Raw genomic sequence first — 19,477 nt, forward strand, 5'->3', positions numbered from 1 at the left:
CCCTATCCCGCGCTTTTCAGGAGTGCTGCGGCGCGCGCGCAGGCCTCGTCGCTGATGCGGGCGCGCACGCCATGGAAATTCGGGCCGCGCGTCGCATCGAGCCCCATCCGCGAGGTCGTGCCGATGCCGCTGGCGGAGGGGTCGAGCGCATTGCCTGGCAGGCCTTCGATGATGACGACGTCCTTGTGCGGCTGGAAATGAGTGGCAAGCGCCCAGAGCACCTCACTGTCGCGGGTAATATCGACATCCGCGTCCACCACGACCACGGTCTTCAGGTACTGGTCCCAGCCAAGAAGGCCGAGCATGACCTGCCGCGCCTCCCCCTCACGCGTCTGGTTCATGGCGATGTAGGCGTGAAAATGCGTGCCCGACGAGGGGTAGTGTACCGCGGTGATCGAAGGAAATCGCGCCTTCAGCTTCTCCACCACCTCGGCCTCGCGCGGCACGCGGCCGAGATTGAGGTGTTCGGCCGAATTGCCGCCGGCCACGCTGACAAGGATGGCATTGCGCCGGCGCATGACGGTTTCGACGGTGAAAAGGTTGTTGGTCGAGCGGTCGGAGGAATAGCCTGTGAACTCGCCGAACGGCCCCTCCTCCACATGCGCCTCGGGATCCAGCACACCTTCGAGCACGATCTCGGCATGGGCGGGAACACGAATGCCGTGCTTTGGCGTCCGCACCACCTGAAGCGGCTCGCCCATCAGGCCGCCGGCAACATCGCGTTCGTCTTCACCGAAGGCAAGTCGGGCAGAGGCGGCGATCATGAAGAGCGGATGGCCGCCGATGACCATCGCGACCGGCATCGGCCTGCCCTTCTCCTTGGCCATGTTCATCAGCCGCCAGAGATGGCCACGCGAATGCAGCGAGGTGGCGAGCGAATTCTTCGAATGGATCATCGCGCGGTGGTAGCTGAGATTGCCGGCGCCGGTTTCGGGATGTTCGCCGATGATGATGCCGCTGGTGATGTATTTCGCCCGGTCCGTGTCGAAGTGCTTGAGCATCGGCAACGCGTTGAGATCGACGGCATCACCCGAGACGATCTCCTCCGTGATCGGACCTTCCTTCAGGACTTCCGGCGTGAACGGCCGGTTGGCGCGCGCCTGGTAGGCCTCGTGCAACCTGTCGGCGGTCGAACCGAGCAGACGGGCGATACGATCGCGTGAGGCAAAGATGTTGCAGAGGACCTCGCTGCCGGCGCCGCTGACATCCTTCAGGTGCAGCATGGGATGTCGCCCCCGCTCAGCCAGGTTCCAGATCAGCGCTGTCGCATCCTGATCGTCTAAGACCGGCTGGTCGATGGTGATGATATCTTCGGGGTGCTCCGCCCTGTAGTCGGCGAGGAAGCTGCGGACATCTTGCTTGTGGTACTGGGTCATATCTTTGCCTCGACGCGACTGGGGGGTGACGGCGCCCGGAATGGGCGCCGTCGTCTTTACTCAGGCAAATTCCTTGTGCTTGCCCGTGGCCCGGTCGACACCGGCATAGCTATCCTTCAGACGCGCCTGAGCGTCCCTCAGGTCGCGCGGCGGCGGCGACGGATCGATGCCGACGAGCTTGGCGATGTTGTTGCCGAGATAGCCTTCGAGATCGTCCTCGGAGAGGTTGATGCCGTGCGGCGGATCCTTGCAGAGCACTTCCAGTTCGCGCAGCCACATGCCCGGATCGTTCGGCGGGCTGTCCGTGCCGAAGACGATCTTGTTCTTCGGCAACTGCTGGGCGAACTCTACGATGCGCGACTGGAAGCACCAGCCGGACTCGCAATAGACGTTCGGGGTATCCATCGCCATCCAGAAAGATTCGAACGAATAGTTGCCGCCGGTCTGGATGCCGAAGTGACCGATGATGAAGTTCACCATCGGGAACTCGCGAATGATCGGATAAAACATCGTCGGGATGGTGTACGGGCCGTCGCCCGTGTGGATGAGCACGACGACGCCGAGTTCGGCACACTTCTTCATCGCCGGACGCAGCCAATCAAGCGCGCGGTCGGGACGATAACCGTGCATGTTGGCGTGCAGTTTCAACATCTTGAAACCGTATTCCTTGACGTGGAATTCCAGCTCCGCAGCGCCGTTTTCAGGTCCCCAGCGCGGGTTGTAGTTGAAGTTGCCGATGAAGCGGTCCGGGTACTTCTGGCAAAGCTCGGCGCAATAGGCCATGTAGTCGCGAATGCCGTCGCGACCCTTGCGGTTGCCGTCGCGGTAGCCGGTGTTGCCCGGCGGCGGCTGGATGAAGCCCATGTCGATCCGGCGCGGCTTGCCGTTGATCATGTAGGGGCCGTCCATCAGCTTCAGCATGCGCTCGCCGGTGAAGGGCTCGCCCGTGTGACGCCACGCCTCGTCGACGAGGTTGGTCGGGTGAAGATGGGTATCAATGATCATTGTTCACTCCGTTCAAATTTACGCGGCAAGGGCGACGCCGTGCTGGCGCAGATACGCCTCGGCTTCCTCGACGGTGGCCGGTGGCTTCGTCGCTTCCAGCCCGATCATCCGGGCGACGTTGTTGCCAAGGTAATCTTCGAGCGTATCCTCATCGAGGTTCAGGCCCTGCGGCGGCTCGTGGCAGAGAACCTCCAGGAGGTTGATCCACATGCCCGGTTCGTTCGGCGGCGTATCCGAGCCGAAGAGGATCTTGTGCTTGGGCAGAACCTTGGCGAATTCAACGATGCGCGACTGCAGGCACCAGCCGGATTCCACGTAGACACTCGGTGTGTCGAGTGCCATCTGCATCGGCTCAAACACGTAGACGCCGCCGGTCTGAACGCCGAAATGCGCCAGGATGAAGTTGACCTCCGGAAACTCGCGGATGATCGGATAGAACTCCGTCGGGATCGAGTACGGTCCGTCACCGGTATGCACCTTCACCATCAGGCCGAGATCCGCGCACTTCTTCAGTGCCGGTCGCAGCCAGTCGAGCGCACGGTCCGGGCGGTAGGCGTGCATGTTCGCCTGCAGCTGCACCATCTTGAAATCGAACTCCTTGGCGTAGCGTTCGATCTCTTCGGCGCCGTTCTGCGTGCCGTAGCGCGGGTTGTAGACGAAGCAGCCGAGGAAGCGGTCGGGGTGCTCGGTCACCATCTTTTCCGTGTAGGCCATGTACTGGCGGATGGCGGCCTTGCCCTCGAGATCCATCACCTCGTGGGTGTAGATGGTGTTGCCTTGCGGCGGCTGAATGAAGGCCTTGTCGATCCGGCGCGGCTTGCCGTTCACATAGTAGGGGCCATCCATCATCTTCAGCAGCTTGTCGCCGGTGAACGGCGGTCCGTCGTGTCGCCAAGCCAGGTCCACCAGATCGGTGGGATAGCAGCTCAGGTCAATAATCATAGGTTTCTCCTGTCGTAGAGGGTCCGGTCGATGCGGGGCCGCGCGATGAACGCCATGCCGGCCAAAGCCAGGCCTGGATCCGCGATCTCAGGAAATGCCGAAGACGGAGGGAACAGGCCGGCGCATAAGCTCCCAGGGCGGGGCAACCGGGTGTTCCTTTGGTGATCAGCATCGACATCGCAGCCTCATCTTCCAACAGACGGTGAGCAATTGTCGGTGCTTCTACTCGCCTTCAAAGGAACCACTTCGCGCGATTCTTGTCAACTCAAAAAATGAGCTAAACAATTGTTTTTAAAACGATTTTTGTCATTGAAAGCAGCAGCAACCGCCCGCGCTGGAGGGGCGCGGGCGGCTCAGACAGAAAGGCTTACGCAAGCGCCGTCCGGCGTGGAGATTCGCTGCTAAGGCACCAGGCATGCACGCAAGTTTCTGTCGATACTTTCGCGGTCGAGATTGCGGCCGATGAACACGAACTTCGACTTCCGTTTGTCTTCGCCCCAGGCGTGGTCCGGGCGGAAATCGACGAGCTTGTGCACGGCCTGAAGCACGAAGAAGCGGTCGTCTCCGGCAACGGAAACGATGCCCTTTGTGCGGAAAATGTCGTCGCCGTGCTCGCCGAGGTAGCCCTTGAGGAAACCTGCAAGCTTCTCGCCGTCGAAGGCTTCGGGATAGACGAAGGAGTGGGATTTCACAGTCGCGTCATGCTGGTGCGGCCGAAGGGGGGTCGCGTGCGCGCGTCCATGGTCATGATGATGGTGGTGCCCATGGTCGCAACACGGCTCCTTGCAATCATGGTGATGATGGTGCTCGGCATCGCGATCGTCATCCATGTCGATGTCGAGAATTTCCGCCCGCTCTCGCACATAGGACGGCCGGAAGCCCTTGACACCGAGAATGTTGGAGAGATCCACCTTGCCGTAGCTGGACCTCAGGATGGGTGCTGTCTGGTTCAGCCTGCGCAGAGATGTTTCCAGCGAACCGAGGGCATCCTCCCCGGCAAGGTCTATCTTGTTGACGAGGATGCGGTCGGCCGCGACGATCTGGTTGACCGCCTGGTTGTCGCTGCCGTCGAGCACCGGATCGTAGAGATGCTGGTCGATGTGCATTGCGTCCACCAGCGTGACGACGGCGTCGAGCTCCACCTCGTCGGCCACGCTACGGTCGACGAAGAAGGCGGTGGCGACCGGCGTCGGGTCGGCAAGACCCGAGGTCTCGACGATGATGTGATCGAACTTGTCCTTGTGGCTCAGGAGCTTCTTCATCACGTCGATCAGGTCGTTGCGCACGTCGACGAAGCAGCAGATGCAGCCGTTCTGCATCTGGAAGATTTCCTCGTCCGAGGCGAGCACGAGGTCGCTGTCGACGTCCACTTCGCCGTATTCGTTCTCGATCACCGCGATACGGTGACCGTGACGCTCGGTGAGAATGTAGTTGAGCAGTGTCGTCTTTCCTGATCCGAGGAAACCGGTGAGGATCGTGATCGGGAGTTTCTGCTGGCTCGCAGGTTCGATATGCATGTTCATGCGCCCTTCTCCCTCAAGGCTTTCAGGATGTCTTCCGGTGTGATCGGATAGTGGTGGAAGCGAACGCCGATGGCGTCGTGGATGGCATTGGCGATGGAAGGGCCGATGGCGATGATCGGATCTTCGCCCACACCCTTGGCGCCCCAGGGACCACCCGGGTCGGGCGCTGCCTCGAGGATGATCGTCTCGATGTCGGGCATGTCCATCGACAGCGGCATCTTGTAGTCGACCAGGCCCGCATTGAGTGAGCGCCCGGTCTTCTTGTCGATGACGTAGTCCTCGGTCAGCGTGTGGCCGATGCCCTGCTGGATGCCGCCCTCGATCTGGCCTTGCGCGGCGATCGGGTGGATGACGCGTCCAACGTCGTGCACAGGCACGACGCGCTTGACCTCGACGATGCCCGTTTCCGTGTCGACGTCCACCTCGGTGAAATGTGCGGCGAAGGAGTAGGATTTCGTCGGCTCGTAAGTGCCGTTGGCAACGATATTGGCGGCAGGAATGCCACGTGAAGGCCCCATGGCCTCCGACACCGTCATAGAGCGATCTGGCTCGGCGATGAGGAAGACCTTGCCTTCGGAAAGGTCGATCTCGTCGGGCGAGACCTGAAGTTTCATCGCTGCCCTGGCGAGCACGGCAGCGCGGACCTTGCCGGCCGCCATCTTGGCGGCCGTGCCGACCAGGTAGGTCGTGTGGCTGGCAAAGGCCCCGATGTCCCATGGAACCACGTCCGTGTCGCCATGGATGACGCCGACGTCCTCGAAGCGGACCCCGAGCTCTTCGGCAACGATCTGCGCCAGCGCCGTATGGGCTCCGGTGCCAAGTCCGGCAGCGCCAGTTAGCAGCGTCACCGTTCCGTCCTCGTTGACCTTCACCGTGGCATTGCCCTGTTCCTTGATGCCGGGATAGGCAGACGAGCCGTGCATCTCGCAGCCGATGCCCCACCCTTTGCGGATGTGCGGGCGCTTCGGATCTGGAGCCCGGTCGCGGTTCCAAAGCGCCTTCCAGTCGAGCACGTCGATGCCGTGCTTGAGGCAGATTTCAAGCCCGTGACCGAGGATCGGATGGCCGGATGGCGCGATGTCGCCGGCGCGCACCACGTTCTTCAGCTTCAGTTCGGCCGGATCCATGCCGAGCCGTTCGGCCGCTTCATCCATCTGGATGTCGAGCGCATAGTAGCTCTGCACCACGCCGTAGCCGCGGAAGGCGCCGTTGATCGGGGTGTTGGTGTAGACGCACCGCCCCTCCAGCCGCACGTTCTCGCAGCGATAGAGCGAGGTAGCGGCGGTGGTTCCAACGATGGTCACGCCCGGGCCATGGGACCCGTAGGCGCCGGAATCGTAGACCAGCTTCATGTCGCGGGCGACGAGCGTGCCGTCGTTCTTGAAGCCCTGCTTCAGCCAGATCCGGCAAGGGTGACGGGAACGACCGGCCACGAATGTCTCGTGGCGGGTGAACTCCATTTTCACCGGCCGGCGGGTTTCCTTCGCCAAAAGCGCACAGAGAAACTCGTGCTGGAACAGGTCCTGCTTGGCCCCAAAGCCGCCACCCATATGGTCGACGAGCACGCGCACCTTGGTGAGCGGCAGGCCGAGCACTTCTGCAAGGATGCCACGCACCATGAAAGAGGTCTGGGTCGAGGTCCAGAAGGTCAGCTTGTTGGAACCGTCCCAGTCGGCGATGCAGACGTTCGGCTCCATATAGGCCGGGTGCGGCCGCCCGCCGGCAAACGTGCCCTCGAGAACGAAGTCCGCCTCGGCAAAACCCTTATCGATGTCGCCGCGGTTGACGCGCACCGGGTCGAGCACAAGATTGCCGCCCGGTCCAACGTCGTGGATCAGTGGTGCGCCTGGCTGCGCGGCGTCCTCCGGCTCGAAGACGGCCGGCAAAGGTTCGTATTCCACCTCGATCAGGTCGAGCGCCTCGTCGGCGATCTCTTCGCTGATGGCAGCGACGGCGGCGACGCCCTCGCCCCAGAACCGCACCTTGTCGTCGAGAATGTACTGGTCCTTGGTGCAGGAGGCCGAGCGTGGATGCGGCGACCCATAGTGCAGCACGCGTGGCACGGTCTCGTGGGTCAGCACAGCCTTGACGCCCGGATAGGCGAGCGCCTTGCTGACGTCGATCGACTTGATGCGCGCATGGGCGATCGCCGCGCGCTTGATCTTGCCGTGCAGCATTCCGGGCAGCTTGATATCGCCGGTATACTGCGCCTCGCCCGTGACCTTTTCGAGCACGTCGTCGCGCTTGACGCTCTTGCCGACGATCTTGAACTCGCGCTGTTCAATGGGGGTGGTCATGTTCATGGTCTTGCAGCCTCCATCTCGCGCGCGGCCGATTTGATCGCGTCGAATATCTTGGTGTATCCCGTGCAACGGCAGATGTTGCCGGAGAGCCCGAAGCGGATGTCCTCGTCAGTCGGGTGCGGATTGTCGTCGATGAGCTTCTTCGCCATCATCAGGATGCCGGGCGTGCAGAAGCCGCATTGCGAGGCGCCGTGCCGCATGAAGGCATCCTGCAGCGGATGCAGTCGATCGACACCCGGCTGGAGCCCTTCGACCGTCTCGACCGCACGGCCTTCGGCTTCCACGGCAAGCATCAGGCAGGCGTTGACCGGCTCGCCATCGACGAGCACGGTGCAGGCGCCGCAGTCGCCGACATCGCAGCCCTTCTTGGTGCCGGTGAGGCCGACCTCGTCGCGCAGCGCATCGAGCAGGGAGCAGCAGCCATCGACGGCCATCTCGCGCGCCTCGCCATTCACGGTGAATTCGACCATCCGTTTCATGCGAAAGTCTCCAATGCCTGTTTGACGGCGCGACCGGTCAGGACGCCGACCATGTCGCGACGGTAGTCTGCGCTGGCGCGCACGTTGCTGATCGGCGTGCATTCCTCCATCGCCTTGTCGGCAGCACTCCTGACAGCCTCAGCATCGAGCCTCGTGCCACGCAGCATGGCTTCGGCTTGCGGCGCGCGCAGCACAGTGGCGCCGACCGCACCGAGCGCGATGCGGATGTCGCTGCAGACGCCATCGTCCATCGCCAGGCTGACGGCGACGCCGACGGTGGACAGCTCCATCGCCTTTCGACGGCCGTGCTTGAGATAGGCCTTGCCGGTATTGTCACCCGCCGGCGGCACGGTGATGCCGGTAACGATTTCGCCCTTGGCGAGAACGGTCCTGCCGGGGCCGGTGAAGAACTCGCAGATCGGCACCACACGCATGTTGGTGCGGCTGTAGATGTGCACGAAGGCGCCGTCTGCGACCAAGGGCGGAATGGTATCGGCCGACGGCGAGGCGCGACAGATATTGCCAACGACGGTCGCGCGGTTGCGCACCTGGATGGAGCCGAGCGAGGCGAGTGCTGAACGCAGGTTCGGATATCGCTGGCGCACCAGCGACAGGTTCTCCAGCCGTCCGACGGTCACCAGCGCACCGAAGGTCAGTCCGCGCGTCTCGTCATAGGTGATGTCGGACAAACCAGGGATCTGCTTGATGTCGACGACGTTGCGCACGCGGCGCAGCCGTTCGCGGATCTCGACCAAAAGGTCCGTGCCTCCGTTGAACAGGAATGTGTCGTCGCCGAGCTCGGTGAGAAGACGGGATGCATGCTCCAGCGTTTCCGCCCGATGATAGTCGAAGCGTCTCATGGAATCCTCTTGGGGTTGGGGGCTCCGGCGGCGCGCGGCCGCCGGACTAATGGTGTTGTTCTCTAGGCAGGGTCGGCAGCCGGCGCGCCGTCCGCGAGTTCGGCCTCCTCCGGCTCTTTCGCCGGAACGCCGTTGAAGAGAATGTTGAGCAGTGCCGCCGCAAAGGTGCCGACGAGCACGCCGCTGTGCAGGAACTTCTCGATCGCCGCCGGCAGCTGATCGAAGATGTTTTCGGCAACGACCGGCACCATGGCGAGGCCGACGCTGACGGCGACGATGTAGAGATTGCGGCGATTGGCCACGAAATCCACCTTCGACAGGATCTTCACCCCCGTCGCCGACACCATGCCGAACATCACGATTGCCGCACCGCCGACGACATAGCTCGGGATCGATGCGCTGACGAAGGCAACCTTCGGCAGCGAGCCGAGCAGGATCAGGATGGCGCCGCCCGCTGCCACCACGAAGCGGCTGAGCACGCCGGTGATCTGCAGCAGTCCGACGTTCTGCGCATAGGTCGTATAGGTGAAGGTGTTGAGCAGGCCGCCGATGATGTTACCGACACCGTCGGTTCTCAAACCCCGGGTCAGTTCTGCCTCGGTGATCTTGCGTCCGGCCATGTCGCCGACAGCCAGGAACTGGCCGGTCGATTCGATCATCATGACGGTCATGACCGCACAGAGCGACAGGATCGACCAGAACTCGAAGATCGGCCATCCGAAGGCGAGCGGGTGAATGATGCGCACCCAGTCGGCCTCGGCAACGCCGTGGAAATCCACCTTGCCGGCAGCGATCGCGACCACGAAGCCGATCCCGATCCCGATCAGGACCGCAAGATTGGCCATGAAGCCCTTGAGAACGCGGGTGAGAAGCAGGATCGACATGAGCACGATGGCAGCCACGGCGAGCGCGAACGGCGCGCCGTAGGCCGGGTTCGGGATCATGCCGTCCGGACCCTTGATCATCGGCTGGCCGCCTGCCGCCCAGTTTACCCCGACGCGCATCAGCGAAAGGCCGATCACCAGCATCACCGTGCCGGTGACAACAGGCGGGAAGAACCGTACCCAGCGGCCGAAGAACGGCGCGACCAGGATCGTGAACACCCCGGAGCCGATGACCGCGCCGATGACGCCCGGCATGCCGAGATCGGGATTGGTGCCCGTCGCGATAATCGAGGGTACGGCGGTGAACGAAATCCCCATCATGATCGGCAGGCGAATGCCGATGTTCCAGATGCCGAGCGCCTGGATGAGGGTGACGATGCCACAACAGAAGAGATCCGCGCTGACGAGCATCGCAATCTGTTCCTTGGGCAATTGAAGTGCGCTGCCGACAATGAGCGGCACGGCGACCGCTCCGGCATACATGACGAGAACATGCTGTAGGCCAAGGGCCATCAAACTTGGGATCGGGTAGGTTTTTTCGACAGGATCAGTCGTATCGGATTTATGCATTCGCTTTCCTCCCAGCGAACAGCTTCCGGCGCGGTGGGAGGGCAACTTCGGCCTCATGATGTGGTCACCGCACGCCGTACAAAGCGGATCATGCGGCTGGCCAAATCAGCAAACAATCGGCACAATCATATTTATTCATATAGTAATTGAATGAATGGACCGGCATGGACATCACGCTGAAACAGCTTCGAGCCTTCGTCACCGTAGCCAATCTGGGGCAGTTCACCCTGGCCGCCGACAGGCTCGGCTCCTCGCAGTCGGCGGTGAGCACGCTGGTTCGGCAGCTGGAGCAGAATTTGAAGCTGCGTCTCTTCGACAGGCATACACGTCTTCTGCGGCTTACGCAGGCCGGCATGGACATCTTGCCGGTTGCCGCACGTGCCGTCGCCGACATCGATGGCATGGTGGAGAGCTCGCGCGAGTTGAATGCGCTGAGACGTGGCAAGGTTTCGATTGCAGCGGGCACCGTGCAGGCGGCTTTGATGCTGCCGCAGCTCGTCAACGCCTTCACCCGGCTCTACCCCGATATTACCGTCGCTATTCATGACGTGGCTGAGATCGCCGTCCTGGAACAGGTGACCAACAGCTCGGTCGACCTCGGGATCGGAACCGTGCCGGAGGACGATACCGAATTGATGGGTACCCGGCTGACGACCGACGAATTCCTCATCGTCCTTCACCCGGACGACCCGCTGGTCAGGCTGCGTGAAATTCGTTGGACCGACTTGGTTGACCGCAAGCTGATCGGTCCGCACCGCGGCAATCCGATCAGGGACCGCCTCGAAAACGAGCTGGCACGCAACGGTATCGTGCTGCCCTTCGACAAGGCAATGCAGGAGGTGGCCTTGCCGCTGACGATTATCGGCATGGTCGAAGGCGGGCTCGGCGTCGCGATCATGACATCGGCGGTCACACGGCTTGCGACCTCCATGGGCCTCGTCGTGCGCACGCCGACCGAGCCGCACATCAAGCGCGAAGTCAGCCTGATCCAGAAACGCACGCGCTCCCTCTCTCCGGCCGCCCGGCGGTTTCGCGACTTCCTGCTGAAATCCGTGCACTAGACGTTTCCATGGAAAGACGTCTTGCATTCAGACGCGACCTTGCGTTTGACCAAGCGCAATTTCCGGCGTTATCTGGGCGCGCTGCTGGACCGCGGAACTGCGGGCAGGCAGGGCGCAGCCTTCGCTGCGCGCGGAGGGCTTTCGGCCGGCCGCCGCTCCCAGCTCAAGCCAAACCAGGAGCAACTCATGGCGCATTCCCTGAAAAGCAGCACCGAAGCGGCACGGTCGAACCGGCCCAATCTTTCCACCGACGCCATCCGCAGCACAAAGGAAGATCTGGCGGCCTGCTTCCGCATGGCGGCGCGCAACGGCTTCGAAGAGGGCATCTGCAACCATTTTTCGGCTGTCGTACCCGGCCATGACGATCTCTTCATCGTCAATCCCTACGGCTATGCCTTTCGCGAGCTGACGGCATCAAAGCTGCTGGTGTGCGATTTCAACGGCACCGTCATCGACGGTGACGGTGAGCCGGAGGCAACCGCTTTTTACATCCATGCCGAAATCCACCGCCGGCTGCCGCGCGCAAAAGTCGCCTTCCACACGCACATGCCCTATGCGACCGCCTTATCCATGACCGAGGGCGCCCCCTTGATCTGGGCCGGCCAGACTGCGCTGAAATTCTACGGTCGCACCGCTGTCGACGAAAACTACAACGGCCTTGCCCTCGACCATCGGGAAGGCGCTCGCATTGCTGCTGCAGCGGGCGACGCCGATATCGTCTTCCTAAAACACCACGGCGTGCTGGTCCTGGCGCCGACAATCGCTGAAGCCTGGGACGATCTCTACTATCTGGAACGGGCGGCCGAAGTGCAGGTGCTTGCAATGTCCACCGGACGGGAAGTCCTGCCCGTCGCCCCACAGATCGCTGAGGCCGCTTACCGGCAGATGCGCGAGGGTGACCCGGAGTCGGCACGGGCCCATCTTGCCGCCATCCGCCGGCAACTCGACGCCGAGGAACCGCAATACAGGCACTGAATGCGAACCGGGCCGATGCCAAAAGCAATCGCATCGGCCCGTTCCAGATTGCCGGTCAACCAGTTGATCAGGCGTCTCTTTCCGTGACGTTGGCCATGCCTGGCGATCGGCAATTAATACGATCCATTTATCAAATAATTGAAATAATGAATTTGTTTGAATTAAAAGCGCGTGCTTAGTTTCCCGCCATAACAACAAGGTGGGGACGACATGGTACGTGAAAATCCAGCTGCGTTGCTCGCAAGACTGATCCCCGGTCAGTCCTTTGCCCTCACGGGCGGTACCGTCATAAACGATGACGGCTCGCAGTCGGCAAGTGACATTATCGTCGGCGCCGACGGGCGCATCACGGTCGTCGAGCCCTTTCTCGACACCGGTTCGTGCGGCGCCTGCATAGACATTTCCGGCATGCTCGTTTCGCCGGGCTTCGTCGACGCGCACCAGCATCTCGACAAGACGGGGGTGCTGCGGTTTACGCCAAATCCCTCCGGCACGCTCCAGGGCGCCCGCGAAGCCTTTGCGAAATACGCCCGCACCGCCGGCCCCGACGACATTCACAAGCGCGCGACGCGCACAATCGGGCGATGTCTTTCGCGCGGCACGACCGCGATCCGCAGCCACATCAACGTCGACAAGGATGCCGGTTTCCATGGCATCGAGACGCTGGCCGCCATTCGCGATGCCGAAAAGCACCGCATCACGCTTCAGCTCGTCGCCTTCATGACGCCGCATCCAGGCCAAGACTTCGAGTGGCTCGGCAACAACATCGACGGCGCCGTTGCGCTCGCCGATGCCGTCGGCGGAACGCCCGCCGTTTCCGAGGACCCGCCGCGCTACCTCGACATCCTGTTTTCGGCCGCTGTGAAATCCGGCAAGCCTATCGACCTGCACCTCGACGAACACCTCAATGCCGGCGTGCATCTCATCGACGCCGCACTCGAACGCGTCGAGCGCTTCGGCATGCAGGGGCGCACCGTCTTCAGCCACGTCTCGGTGTTGAGCGCCTTGCCGCGCCGGGAGTTCCAGCGGATAGCAGAGCGCCTGGACAAACTGAATGTCGGCGTGGTGACACTGCCGGCCGCAAATCTCTATCTACAGGGCCGCGATTACGAGATGCTGCCGCCGCGCGGGTTGACGCGTGTCGCCGAACTCCATCGCGCCGGCATCACCATCGCCACCGCCTCGGACAATATCCAGGATCCGTTCGTTCCGACCGGCTCGGGCGACATGCTGGAAATCGCCCGCTGGACACTGCTTGCAGGCCATCTGCGCGGGGACGAGCTCTCAGCCGCGCACAGCATGATCACGACGGCCCCTGCCCGACTGATGGGGCTTGGCAAGGACTACGGTTTCAGACCCGGCGCGCGCGCCGACTTCGTCATTACCGACTGCATCGATACCGACACGCTGATTGCCGGCGGGCCGGATCGGGCTTTCGTCTTTTCGAACGGGCGCCTGGTCTCGCAGAGCACTACTGAAAACATCCGCCTGAAGGAGAACGCATAAAAGGGAACGGCTGCTCCGGGGGGATTGGGACTGCAATCTAATGGGAGGAATGAAATGATAACTGAAATTTCACGTCGTTTGCTGCTTGCGTCCACTCTCGGAATGGCCCTGACCGGAATACTCTGGCAGGACCTCGCGCACGCCGAAGACTTCAAGATGGGCCTTCTCGTGCCCGGCAGTGTTTCCGAAGAAGGATGGAACCGGATCGGCTACAACGCGCTCAAGGGCGTTGAGCAACAGCTTGGCGCCAAGATCAGCTATGTCGAGCTGCAGCAGAACCCGGCCTCCTTCGAAAAGGCGTTTCGAGATTATGCGAGCCAGGGCTACAAGGTCATCCTTGGCCACGGTTTTGAGTTCCAGGACGCCGCGCGCGATGTCGCGCTCGATTATCCGGACACCTATTTCCTGATCTCGTCGAGCGCGATCCACGAAGGCAACGTTATCGGGCTCAATACCGATACCAGCCAGCCCTTTTACCTGATGGGTGTGATCGCTGCGAAAATGGGCGGTAAGGCCGGCCTTGTCGGCGGCATGGAAATCCCGCCGATCCAGCAGGCATTCGCCGGCTTCAAGAACGGCGCAAAAAGCATCAATCCGGACTTCCCGATCAGCGAAGCCTATATCGGCAACTTCACCGATACGACCGCCGCCAAGGAAGCGGCGCTCAGCATGATCTCGCAAGGCGCTGACTTCGTCGTACCGAACGCTTCCGGCGCCACCGTCGGCGGCTACCAGGCGATTGCCGAATCCGGCCCGGACGTGCGCTCCTTCTCGATCTTCAGCGACTTTACCGAGGTTGCGCCTAACAACATTCTCGGGCTCTACGTCGCCGACTATGCTCAAGGCGTGGTCGAAGTGGTTCGCGCGATCAAGGAAGGCCACCCGCCCACGGAGAACGTGGTTTTCGGCCTGAAGGACCCGAAGGTCATCTCGTTTACCTTCCGCGACGACGGCCCGGTCTCCGTGCCGGAGGATATCCGCGCCGAGGTCAAGGCAATCAGCGCCAAGATCGCCGCCGGCGAGATCAAGACCGGCGCAGAATAGCTGCCTCCATGCTGCGGCGGGATATCCAGCCGCAGCCACTTCCCGCATCACACCAATGGACACACCCATGGCTGAGATAAACCAGGGAGTGCGTGAGACCGTGAATTCTCAAGCAGCCCAAGCTTTCTACAGGACACTCTCGCAGGCTGCGATCAGCGCCCTGACACCCATCGCGGCAGTTCTCGTCGCACTCGCCTTCGGCGCCCTGCTGCTCTGGCTCAACGGCTTCAACGGCAGCGACGTCGTCACCGTCATGGTCTTCGGTTCGTTCCAGGACATACGCTCGGTCGGAGAAATTCTCCTGAAGGCGACGCCGCTGATCCTGATCGGTGCAGGGCTGTGCGTCGCGTTTCGCTGCTCGATCTGGAACATCGGCGCCGAAGGCCAGCTCTATGTCGGCGCAATCGCCGCAACCCTTGTTGGCACCAGCATCGACGGCCTATCCGTCTGGGTGCATGCGCCGCTTGTGATGTTGGCGGGGGCGCTTGCGGGCGCCGCCTGGGCTGGCATAGCCGGCTATCTGAAGGTGCGCTTTCAGGCAAGCGAGATCGTCACCACCATCATGCTCAACTACATCGCCCTCATCCTCACGAGCTATCTCGTCACCGGTCCGATGCGCGATGCAAGTGCCGCCTATCCGCAATCGGCAAGGCTGGTGCGCGAAGCCTGGACGCCACGCCTGGTAACCGACCTTAGGCTTCACATCGGCATCCTCGTTGCGGTGGTTCTGGCGGTTGCGCTGTACATCTTCCTGCGAAGAAGCAGCCGCGGCTTTGCGCTGCGCGTCGTCGGTCTCAACCCGCATGCCGCCCGCTATGCCGGCATGAACGTCGCCAGGAACGTCATGATCGCGATGTGCATCAGCGGCGCGCTGGCAGGCCTTGCCGGCGCCTTCGAGGTGGCGGGCGTCACACGTCGGCTCTACCAGAACATTTCGCCGGGTTATGGTTTCGAGGGCATCGCGGTGGCGCTCTTGGCCGGCAACAATCCGTTGGCGGCAATCCTGTCGGGTGGGCTTTTTGCGACGCTTCGCTCCGGCTCGGAAGTCCTCCAGATCACCTCACAGGTCCCGCAGGTCCTGGTGTTGGTCATTCAGGGCATCGTCATCCTCTCGGTCGTCGCCTTCGCAAAGCTGCGCGACATCCTCAGGACTGTGGCTTGAAAGCATGGAAACTCCCGCGTCGCCGTAGACCGCCCGCGGGAAAACAAAACTTTGGCGATATTCCTGGAGGGTCGAACCCATGGACGACATGATCTCTCTCACCTTTCTCGCAGCGCTCGTCGGCGCCGCCTGGAGGCTTGCCACCCCCCTGATCTTCGCCTCGATCGGCGAGGTCTTTTCCGAGCGCGCCGGCGTGCTCAACATCGGGCTCGAAGGCACGATGCTCGTCGGCGCCTTCTGCGGCTTCGCTGCGGCCGCAGCCACCGGCAACATTCCGCTCGGGCTATTGGCCGGCGTTGCCGGCGGCATGCTGTTCGGGCTCGTCTTCGCCGTCTTCACGATCACCATCAAGGCGGACCAGATCGTGGTGGGGGCGGCCCTCAACCTGCTCGGCATGGGTCTGACGGCCTTCCTCTTCCGCACCTATTACGTTTCGACCGGTAAGGGCATCGAGATCGCCCAGCCGGTCCACATACCCTGGCTGAGCGACCTGCCCTTTCTCGGAGAAGCGTTCTTCCGCCAGAACCTCATCGTCTATTCGACCGTGCTGGTCGCCCTCCTCGCCACTCTGGTGCTTTACCGCACCTCCTTCGGCCTGACGCTTCGCGCCGTCGGCGAGCACCCGAAGGCCGTCGACGTCGCCGGTCGCAGTGTCGTTGGCTACCGCTATGCCGCCGTCCTCGTCGGTACAGGGCTTGCAGGGCTCGGTGGCGCGTTCCTCACGCTTGGCCATTCCAACCAGTTCGTCGAAGGCATCACCTCCGGCCGCGGCTTCATCGCCCTTGCCGTCGTGGTCTTTGCCCGCTGGTCGCCGATCGGCGCCTTCTTCGTCTCGCTGCTCTTCGGCCTCTTTTACGCCCTGCAGCTCATGCTCCAGGCGCAGGCATCGATCGTCGTGCCCTACCAAGTGCTGCAGGCGCTTCCCTACATCATGACGATCGTCACGCTCGTCGCCTTCCGCGGCAAGGGTGCCGCACCCAGCAAGCTTGGCCAGCCCTACGAGATGAGGTGATCGACATGTCGGCAAAACCGTTCCTGCGCATCGACAATATCCGCAAACGTTTCGGCCCTATCATCGCCAGCAACGGCGTTTCGCTCGAAATCGAGGAAGGCGAGATCCATTCGCTGCTCGGCGAAAACGGCGCCGGCAAGAGCGTACTGATGAGCATGATCTGCGGCATGGTCCGGCCGGATGAAGGCGAGATCGTCTACAAGGGACAATCGGTGCGCTTTACAAGCCCACGCGACGCGATCCGCCAGCGGATCGGCATGGTGCATCAGCACTTCATGCTGGTACCGAACCTGACCGTGGCAGAAAACTACGTCCTCGGCCAGGGTTCGGCGCTCAGCGTCATATCCGATATCGACAAGGTCCACCGAAAGATCCGCGCGCTTTCCGAGCGCTACGCCCTCGACGTGCGTCCCGACGCAATCGTCGAAGACCTCTCGGTCGGCGAGCAGCAGCGGGTGGAAATCCTGAAGGTGCTATTCCACGGTATCGACCTGCTCATCCTTGACGAACCGACCGCCGTTCTCACCCCGCAAGAGACCGACCGTCTGCTTTCGCTGATGGGTGATCTGGTGAAGGATGGGAAGACCGTCGTCTTCATTTCGCACAAGCTGGACGAAGTGATGCGGGTCAGCAATCGCATCAGCGTCATGCGGGACGGCCGCGTCGTCAATACGGTCAGGGTCGGGGAGACAAATGCGCGTGAGCTTGCGCGCATGATGGTCGGTCGTGAGGTGCGCATGGAGCTCCCGCGCAGCCCCAAACCGCCAGGTCGTATCGTGCTTTCGGTGGAAAACCTCACCTGCCGCGCCGAGACCGGCCTTCCGGCCGTGCGCGGCGTGAGCCTCGATGTACGCGCCGGCGAAATCGTCGGCATTGCAGGCGTATCCGGCAACGGCCAGACGGAACTATCGCTCGCGCTCTCCGGCCTGCTGTCGATCGATTCCGGGCGCGTCGTTCTCAACGGAAACGATATAACCGGGCTCGACCCGGCAGAAATCAATGCCAGGCGTTTTTCCCACATTCCGGAAGACCGCCACAAGCACGGCATCGTCTTGCCGCTGTCGCTCAGCGAAAACACCATTCTGCAGCGTTACGACCAAAAACCGTTCGCGACGGGTGGCATGCTCAACCGCAAGGTCATCGGCGAGCACACGCGCGACCTGATCAAGCGGTTTCGCGTGAAGAGCCGGGACGAGAACCAGCCGATCGCAGCACTTTCAGGCGGCAACCAGCAAAAGCTCGTCGTCGCGCGGGAGCTGGCGCGCGATCCCGATTTCATCCTCGTCAATCAGCTCGCGCGCGGCATCGATATCGGCGCGATGGAGTTCGTGATGGAGGAGATGCTGCGCCAGCGCGACAGCGGCCGCGCCATTCTGCTGATCTCCACGGAACTCGAGGAGCTGTTTGCAATCTGCGACCGCATCGTCGTCATGTTCCACGGCGAAATCCTTGGCGAATTGCCGCCCGACCGCGCCCGTCTCGACGAACTCGGCCTGCTCATGGCCGGCAACAAAGAGCAAGCCGCACTTGCGGGGTAGACAAGCCGAGGTCTGGCAGGCTTTGATGGGAGCGATGTAACGGGAGGCCGCGCGTATATGAACATAACCCTGCGGCAACTCAGGGCCTTCATTGCTGTGGCCGAGCTCGGCCAGTTCAACATCGCCGCACGCAACCTCCATCTCACCCAGTCCGCGGTCAGCATCCTCATCCGGGATCTGGAACGGGAGATCGGCGTGCGCCTGTTCGACCGGCACACGCGCATGGTCTCCCTCACCCTGGTCGGCCAGGAATTCCTGCCCCAGGCGCGCAAGATCATGAAGGACCTCGAGCTTGCCGTTGGCGACGTGCGCGACAACGCTTCGCTGAAGCGTGGGCAAGTGACGATCGCCGCGGCGATCGTGCTTGCCGCAACGGTCGTACCGCCGATCATCGCCAGATTCCTGAACAAGTATCCGGAGATCTCCGTCAACATTCGCGACATGCCGGAAGAGCAGATAACCCCGGCGCTCAAGCGCCACGAGGTCGATATCGCCGTCGGCACCCTTTCGGAGGAAGACCCCGAAATCGCCGCCACCCCGCTGCTGCGCGACAAACTGATGCTCGTCTGCCGCGAGGATCACCGGTTTGCCAAGCGCAAATCCGTGCGCTGGGCCGAGCTCAAGGACGAAACGCTAATCACGCTTGCCGCCTCCAACCCTTTGCGCAACATCGTCGAGCACAACCTCATTCGCGTCGTGCCGAACTACCGGCCAAAGTACGAGGTACGCTTTTCGACGACGGCCATCAGCATGATTGCCGCCGGAATGGGCGTTTCGGTGCTACCGGAGAACTCCGGGCAGCTCGCCTCGGCCGTCGGGGTAACGACAGTCGATCTCATTGACCCCATTGTCATGCGTGACGTCTCTTTGCTTCAACGGCGCCACCACAGCCTGTCGCCCGCCGCCGAGCATCTAAAAGCGGCCTTCATCGCCAGCGTCGCGAAACAGGTCTGAGAAACCCAGAAAAACGGCCGGCTTCCAGCTTCCCGGCGCCGTCCAGGCGCCCTTCTCGTACCGTCTCAAATGGTTCAACTTGCACCAGTTGACGGCGCTAGGAGCTTTTGGCCGTCCACTGCTACCCGCGCAGACACGCGCTTTCGATCAACAAAGCAGCGACAAAGACCACAACGGGAAATCCGTGGTTCCCAGTCATAGCAGCAAAACCAATACCTGCCGCTCGCTCTGCCGGACTTGCCAGTTTCCTTACGGCCATTAGCGGCGCCGGCGGCGCCTATGG

General features: G+C 62.2%; 16 protein-coding genes. 8 read left to right on the top strand and 8 right to left on the bottom strand.

Annotated elements, in window-relative coordinates; genetic code table 11:
* Nucleotides 1–2 precede the first annotated feature (2 nt).
* From ASD63_RS13070 to ASD63_RS13105, 8 genes are all read right to left on the bottom strand, one after another.
* Entirely contained in the window at nt 3–1,376 is a 1,374-nt protein-coding gene (locus tag ASD63_RS13070; RefSeq protein ID WP_034791751.1) for a UbiD family decarboxylase, read from the bottom strand.
* Between the two features lie 60 nt (nt 1,377–1,436).
* Entirely contained in the window at nt 1,437–2,381 is a 945-nt protein-coding gene (locus tag ASD63_RS13075) for an amidohydrolase family protein (RefSeq protein ID WP_034791749.1), read from the bottom strand.
* A gap of 18 nt (nt 2,382–2,399) precedes the next feature.
* Nucleotides 2,400–3,323 carry an amidohydrolase family protein gene (locus ASD63_RS13080; RefSeq protein ID WP_034791747.1) on the bottom strand — a complete coding sequence of 308 codons (924 nt, stop codon included), beginning with the start codon at nt 3,321–3,323 and terminating at the stop codon, nt 2,400–2,402.
* A gap of 401 nt (nt 3,324–3,724) precedes the next feature.
* Nucleotides 3,725–4,846 carry a GTP-binding protein gene (locus ASD63_RS13085; protein WP_082572880.1) on the bottom strand — a complete coding sequence of 374 codons (1,122 nt, stop codon included), beginning with the start codon at nt 4,844–4,846 and terminating at the stop codon, nt 3,725–3,727.
* Entirely contained in the window at nt 4,843–7,149 is a 2,307-nt protein-coding gene (locus tag ASD63_RS13090) for a xanthine dehydrogenase family protein molybdopterin-binding subunit (protein WP_060529470.1), read from the bottom strand. The genes ASD63_RS13085 and ASD63_RS13090 overlap by 4 nt, the downstream gene beginning before the upstream one ends.
* The gene (locus ASD63_RS13095; RefSeq protein ID WP_034791743.1) at nt 7,146–7,628 is read right to left on the bottom strand and encodes a (2Fe-2S)-binding protein; all 483 of its coding nucleotides are present in this window, start codon (nt 7,626–7,628) and stop codon (nt 7,146–7,148) included. The genes ASD63_RS13090 and ASD63_RS13095 overlap by 4 nt, the downstream gene beginning before the upstream one ends.
* On the bottom strand, nt 7,625–8,488 hold the full coding sequence (locus ASD63_RS13100; protein WP_060529471.1) for a xanthine dehydrogenase family protein subunit M: 864 nt from the start codon (nt 8,486–8,488) through the stop codon (nt 7,625–7,627). The genes ASD63_RS13095 and ASD63_RS13100 overlap by 4 nt, the downstream gene beginning before the upstream one ends.
* A 62-nt stretch (nt 8,489–8,550) precedes the next feature.
* Nucleotides 8,551–9,942 (bottom strand): nucleobase:cation symporter-2 family protein, encoded by a 1,392-nt coding sequence (locus tag ASD63_RS13105; RefSeq protein WP_060521231.1) that lies wholly within the window; start codon nt 9,940–9,942, stop codon nt 8,551–8,553.
* 164 nt (nt 9,943–10,106) lie between these two features.
* Here ASD63_RS13105 and ASD63_RS13110 point away from each other — a divergent pair, with 164 nt between their 5' ends.
* From ASD63_RS13110 to ASD63_RS13145, 8 genes are all read left to right on the top strand, one after another.
* Nucleotides 10,107–11,003 carry a LysR family transcriptional regulator gene (locus ASD63_RS13110; protein ID WP_060529472.1) on the top strand — a complete coding sequence of 299 codons (897 nt, stop codon included), beginning with the start codon at nt 10,107–10,109 and terminating at the stop codon, nt 11,001–11,003.
* A gap of 186 nt (nt 11,004–11,189) precedes the next feature.
* Complete coding sequence (locus tag ASD63_RS13115) at nt 11,190–11,978, top strand: aldolase (RefSeq protein WP_060529493.1); 789 nt, start codon at nt 11,190–11,192, stop codon at nt 11,976–11,978.
* A gap of 210 nt (nt 11,979–12,188) precedes the next feature.
* Nucleotides 12,189–13,484, top strand: a complete 1,296-nt coding sequence (locus tag ASD63_RS13120) for an amidohydrolase family protein (RefSeq protein ID WP_034791735.1) — start codon at nt 12,189–12,191, stop codon at nt 13,482–13,484.
* A gap of 54 nt (nt 13,485–13,538) precedes the next feature.
* Complete coding sequence (locus tag ASD63_RS13125; RefSeq protein WP_162250988.1) at nt 13,539–14,528, top strand: BMP family protein; 990 nt, start codon at nt 13,539–13,541, stop codon at nt 14,526–14,528.
* Nucleotides 14,529–14,595: 67 nt separating this feature from the next.
* Nucleotides 14,596–15,690, top strand: a complete 1,095-nt coding sequence (locus ASD63_RS13130) for an ABC transporter permease (RefSeq protein ID WP_060529473.1) — start codon at nt 14,596–14,598, stop codon at nt 15,688–15,690.
* Nucleotides 15,691–15,769: 79 nt separating this feature from the next.
* Nucleotides 15,770–16,702, top strand: a complete 933-nt coding sequence (locus tag ASD63_RS13135; RefSeq protein WP_060529474.1) for an ABC transporter permease — start codon at nt 15,770–15,772, stop codon at nt 16,700–16,702.
* 5 nt (nt 16,703–16,707) lie between these two features.
* Nucleotides 16,708–18,240: an ABC transporter ATP-binding protein gene (locus ASD63_RS13140; RefSeq protein ID WP_060529494.1), complete on the top strand. Its 1,533-nt coding sequence runs from the start codon at nt 16,708–16,710 to the stop codon at nt 18,238–18,240.
* 57 nt (nt 18,241–18,297) lie between these two features.
* Complete coding sequence (locus ASD63_RS13145) at nt 18,298–19,194, top strand: LysR family transcriptional regulator (protein ID WP_034791732.1); 897 nt, start codon at nt 18,298–18,300, stop codon at nt 19,192–19,194.
* Nucleotides 19,195–19,477: the final 283 nt, after the last annotated feature.

This window comes from Ensifer sp. Root558, from assembly GCF_001427045.1.
Lineage (GTDB): Bacteria > Pseudomonadota > Alphaproteobacteria > Rhizobiales > Rhizobiaceae > Ensifer > Ensifer adhaerens.

What these genes read in the sequence shown, in the direction of transcription:
- ASD63_RS13095 (WP_034791743.1), bottom strand. Translation starts at nt 7,628, where the DNA reads ATGAAACGGATGGTCGAATTCACCGTGAATGGCGAGGCGCGCGAGATG.
- ASD63_RS13075 (WP_034791749.1), bottom strand. Translation starts at nt 2,381, where the DNA reads ATGATCATTGATACCCATCTTCACCCGACCAACCTCGTCGACGAGGCG.
- ASD63_RS13080 (WP_034791747.1), bottom strand. Translation starts at nt 3,323, where the DNA reads ATGATTATTGACCTGAGCTGCTATCCCACCGATCTGGTGGACCTGGCT.
- ASD63_RS13135 (WP_060529474.1), top strand. Translation starts at nt 15,770, where the DNA reads ATGGACGACATGATCTCTCTCACCTTTCTCGCAGCGCTCGTCGGCGCC.
- ASD63_RS13145 (WP_034791732.1), top strand. Translation starts at nt 18,298, where the DNA reads ATGAACATAACCCTGCGGCAACTCAGGGCCTTCATTGCTGTGGCCGAG.
- ASD63_RS13115 (WP_060529493.1), top strand. Translation starts at nt 11,190, where the DNA reads ATGGCGCATTCCCTGAAAAGCAGCACCGAAGCGGCACGGTCGAACCGG.
- ASD63_RS13125 (WP_162250988.1), top strand. Translation starts at nt 13,539, where the DNA reads ATGATAACTGAAATTTCACGTCGTTTGCTGCTTGCGTCCACTCTCGGA.
- ASD63_RS13100 (WP_060529471.1), bottom strand. Translation starts at nt 8,488, where the DNA reads ATGAGACGCTTCGACTATCATCGGGCGGAAACGCTGGAGCATGCATCC.
- ASD63_RS13140 (WP_060529494.1), top strand. Translation starts at nt 16,708, where the DNA reads ATGTCGGCAAAACCGTTCCTGCGCATCGACAATATCCGCAAACGTTTC.
- ASD63_RS13105 (WP_060521231.1), bottom strand. Translation starts at nt 9,942, where the DNA reads ATGCATAAATCCGATACGACTGATCCTGTCGAAAAAACCTACCCGATC.
- ASD63_RS13110 (WP_060529472.1), top strand. Translation starts at nt 10,107, where the DNA reads ATGGACATCACGCTGAAACAGCTTCGAGCCTTCGTCACCGTAGCCAAT.
- ASD63_RS13070 (WP_034791751.1), bottom strand. Translation starts at nt 1,376, where the DNA reads ATGACCCAGTACCACAAGCAAGATGTCCGCAGCTTCCTCGCCGACTAC.
- ASD63_RS13130 (WP_060529473.1), top strand. Translation starts at nt 14,596, where the DNA reads ATGGCTGAGATAAACCAGGGAGTGCGTGAGACCGTGAATTCTCAAGCA.
- ASD63_RS13090 (WP_060529470.1), bottom strand. Translation starts at nt 7,149, where the DNA reads ATGAACATGACCACCCCCATTGAACAGCGCGAGTTCAAGATCGTCGGC.
- ASD63_RS13120 (WP_034791735.1), top strand. Translation starts at nt 12,189, where the DNA reads ATGGTACGTGAAAATCCAGCTGCGTTGCTCGCAAGACTGATCCCCGGT.
- ASD63_RS13085 (WP_082572880.1), bottom strand. Translation starts at nt 4,846, where the DNA reads ATGAACATGCATATCGAACCTGCGAGCCAGCAGAAACTCCCGATCACG.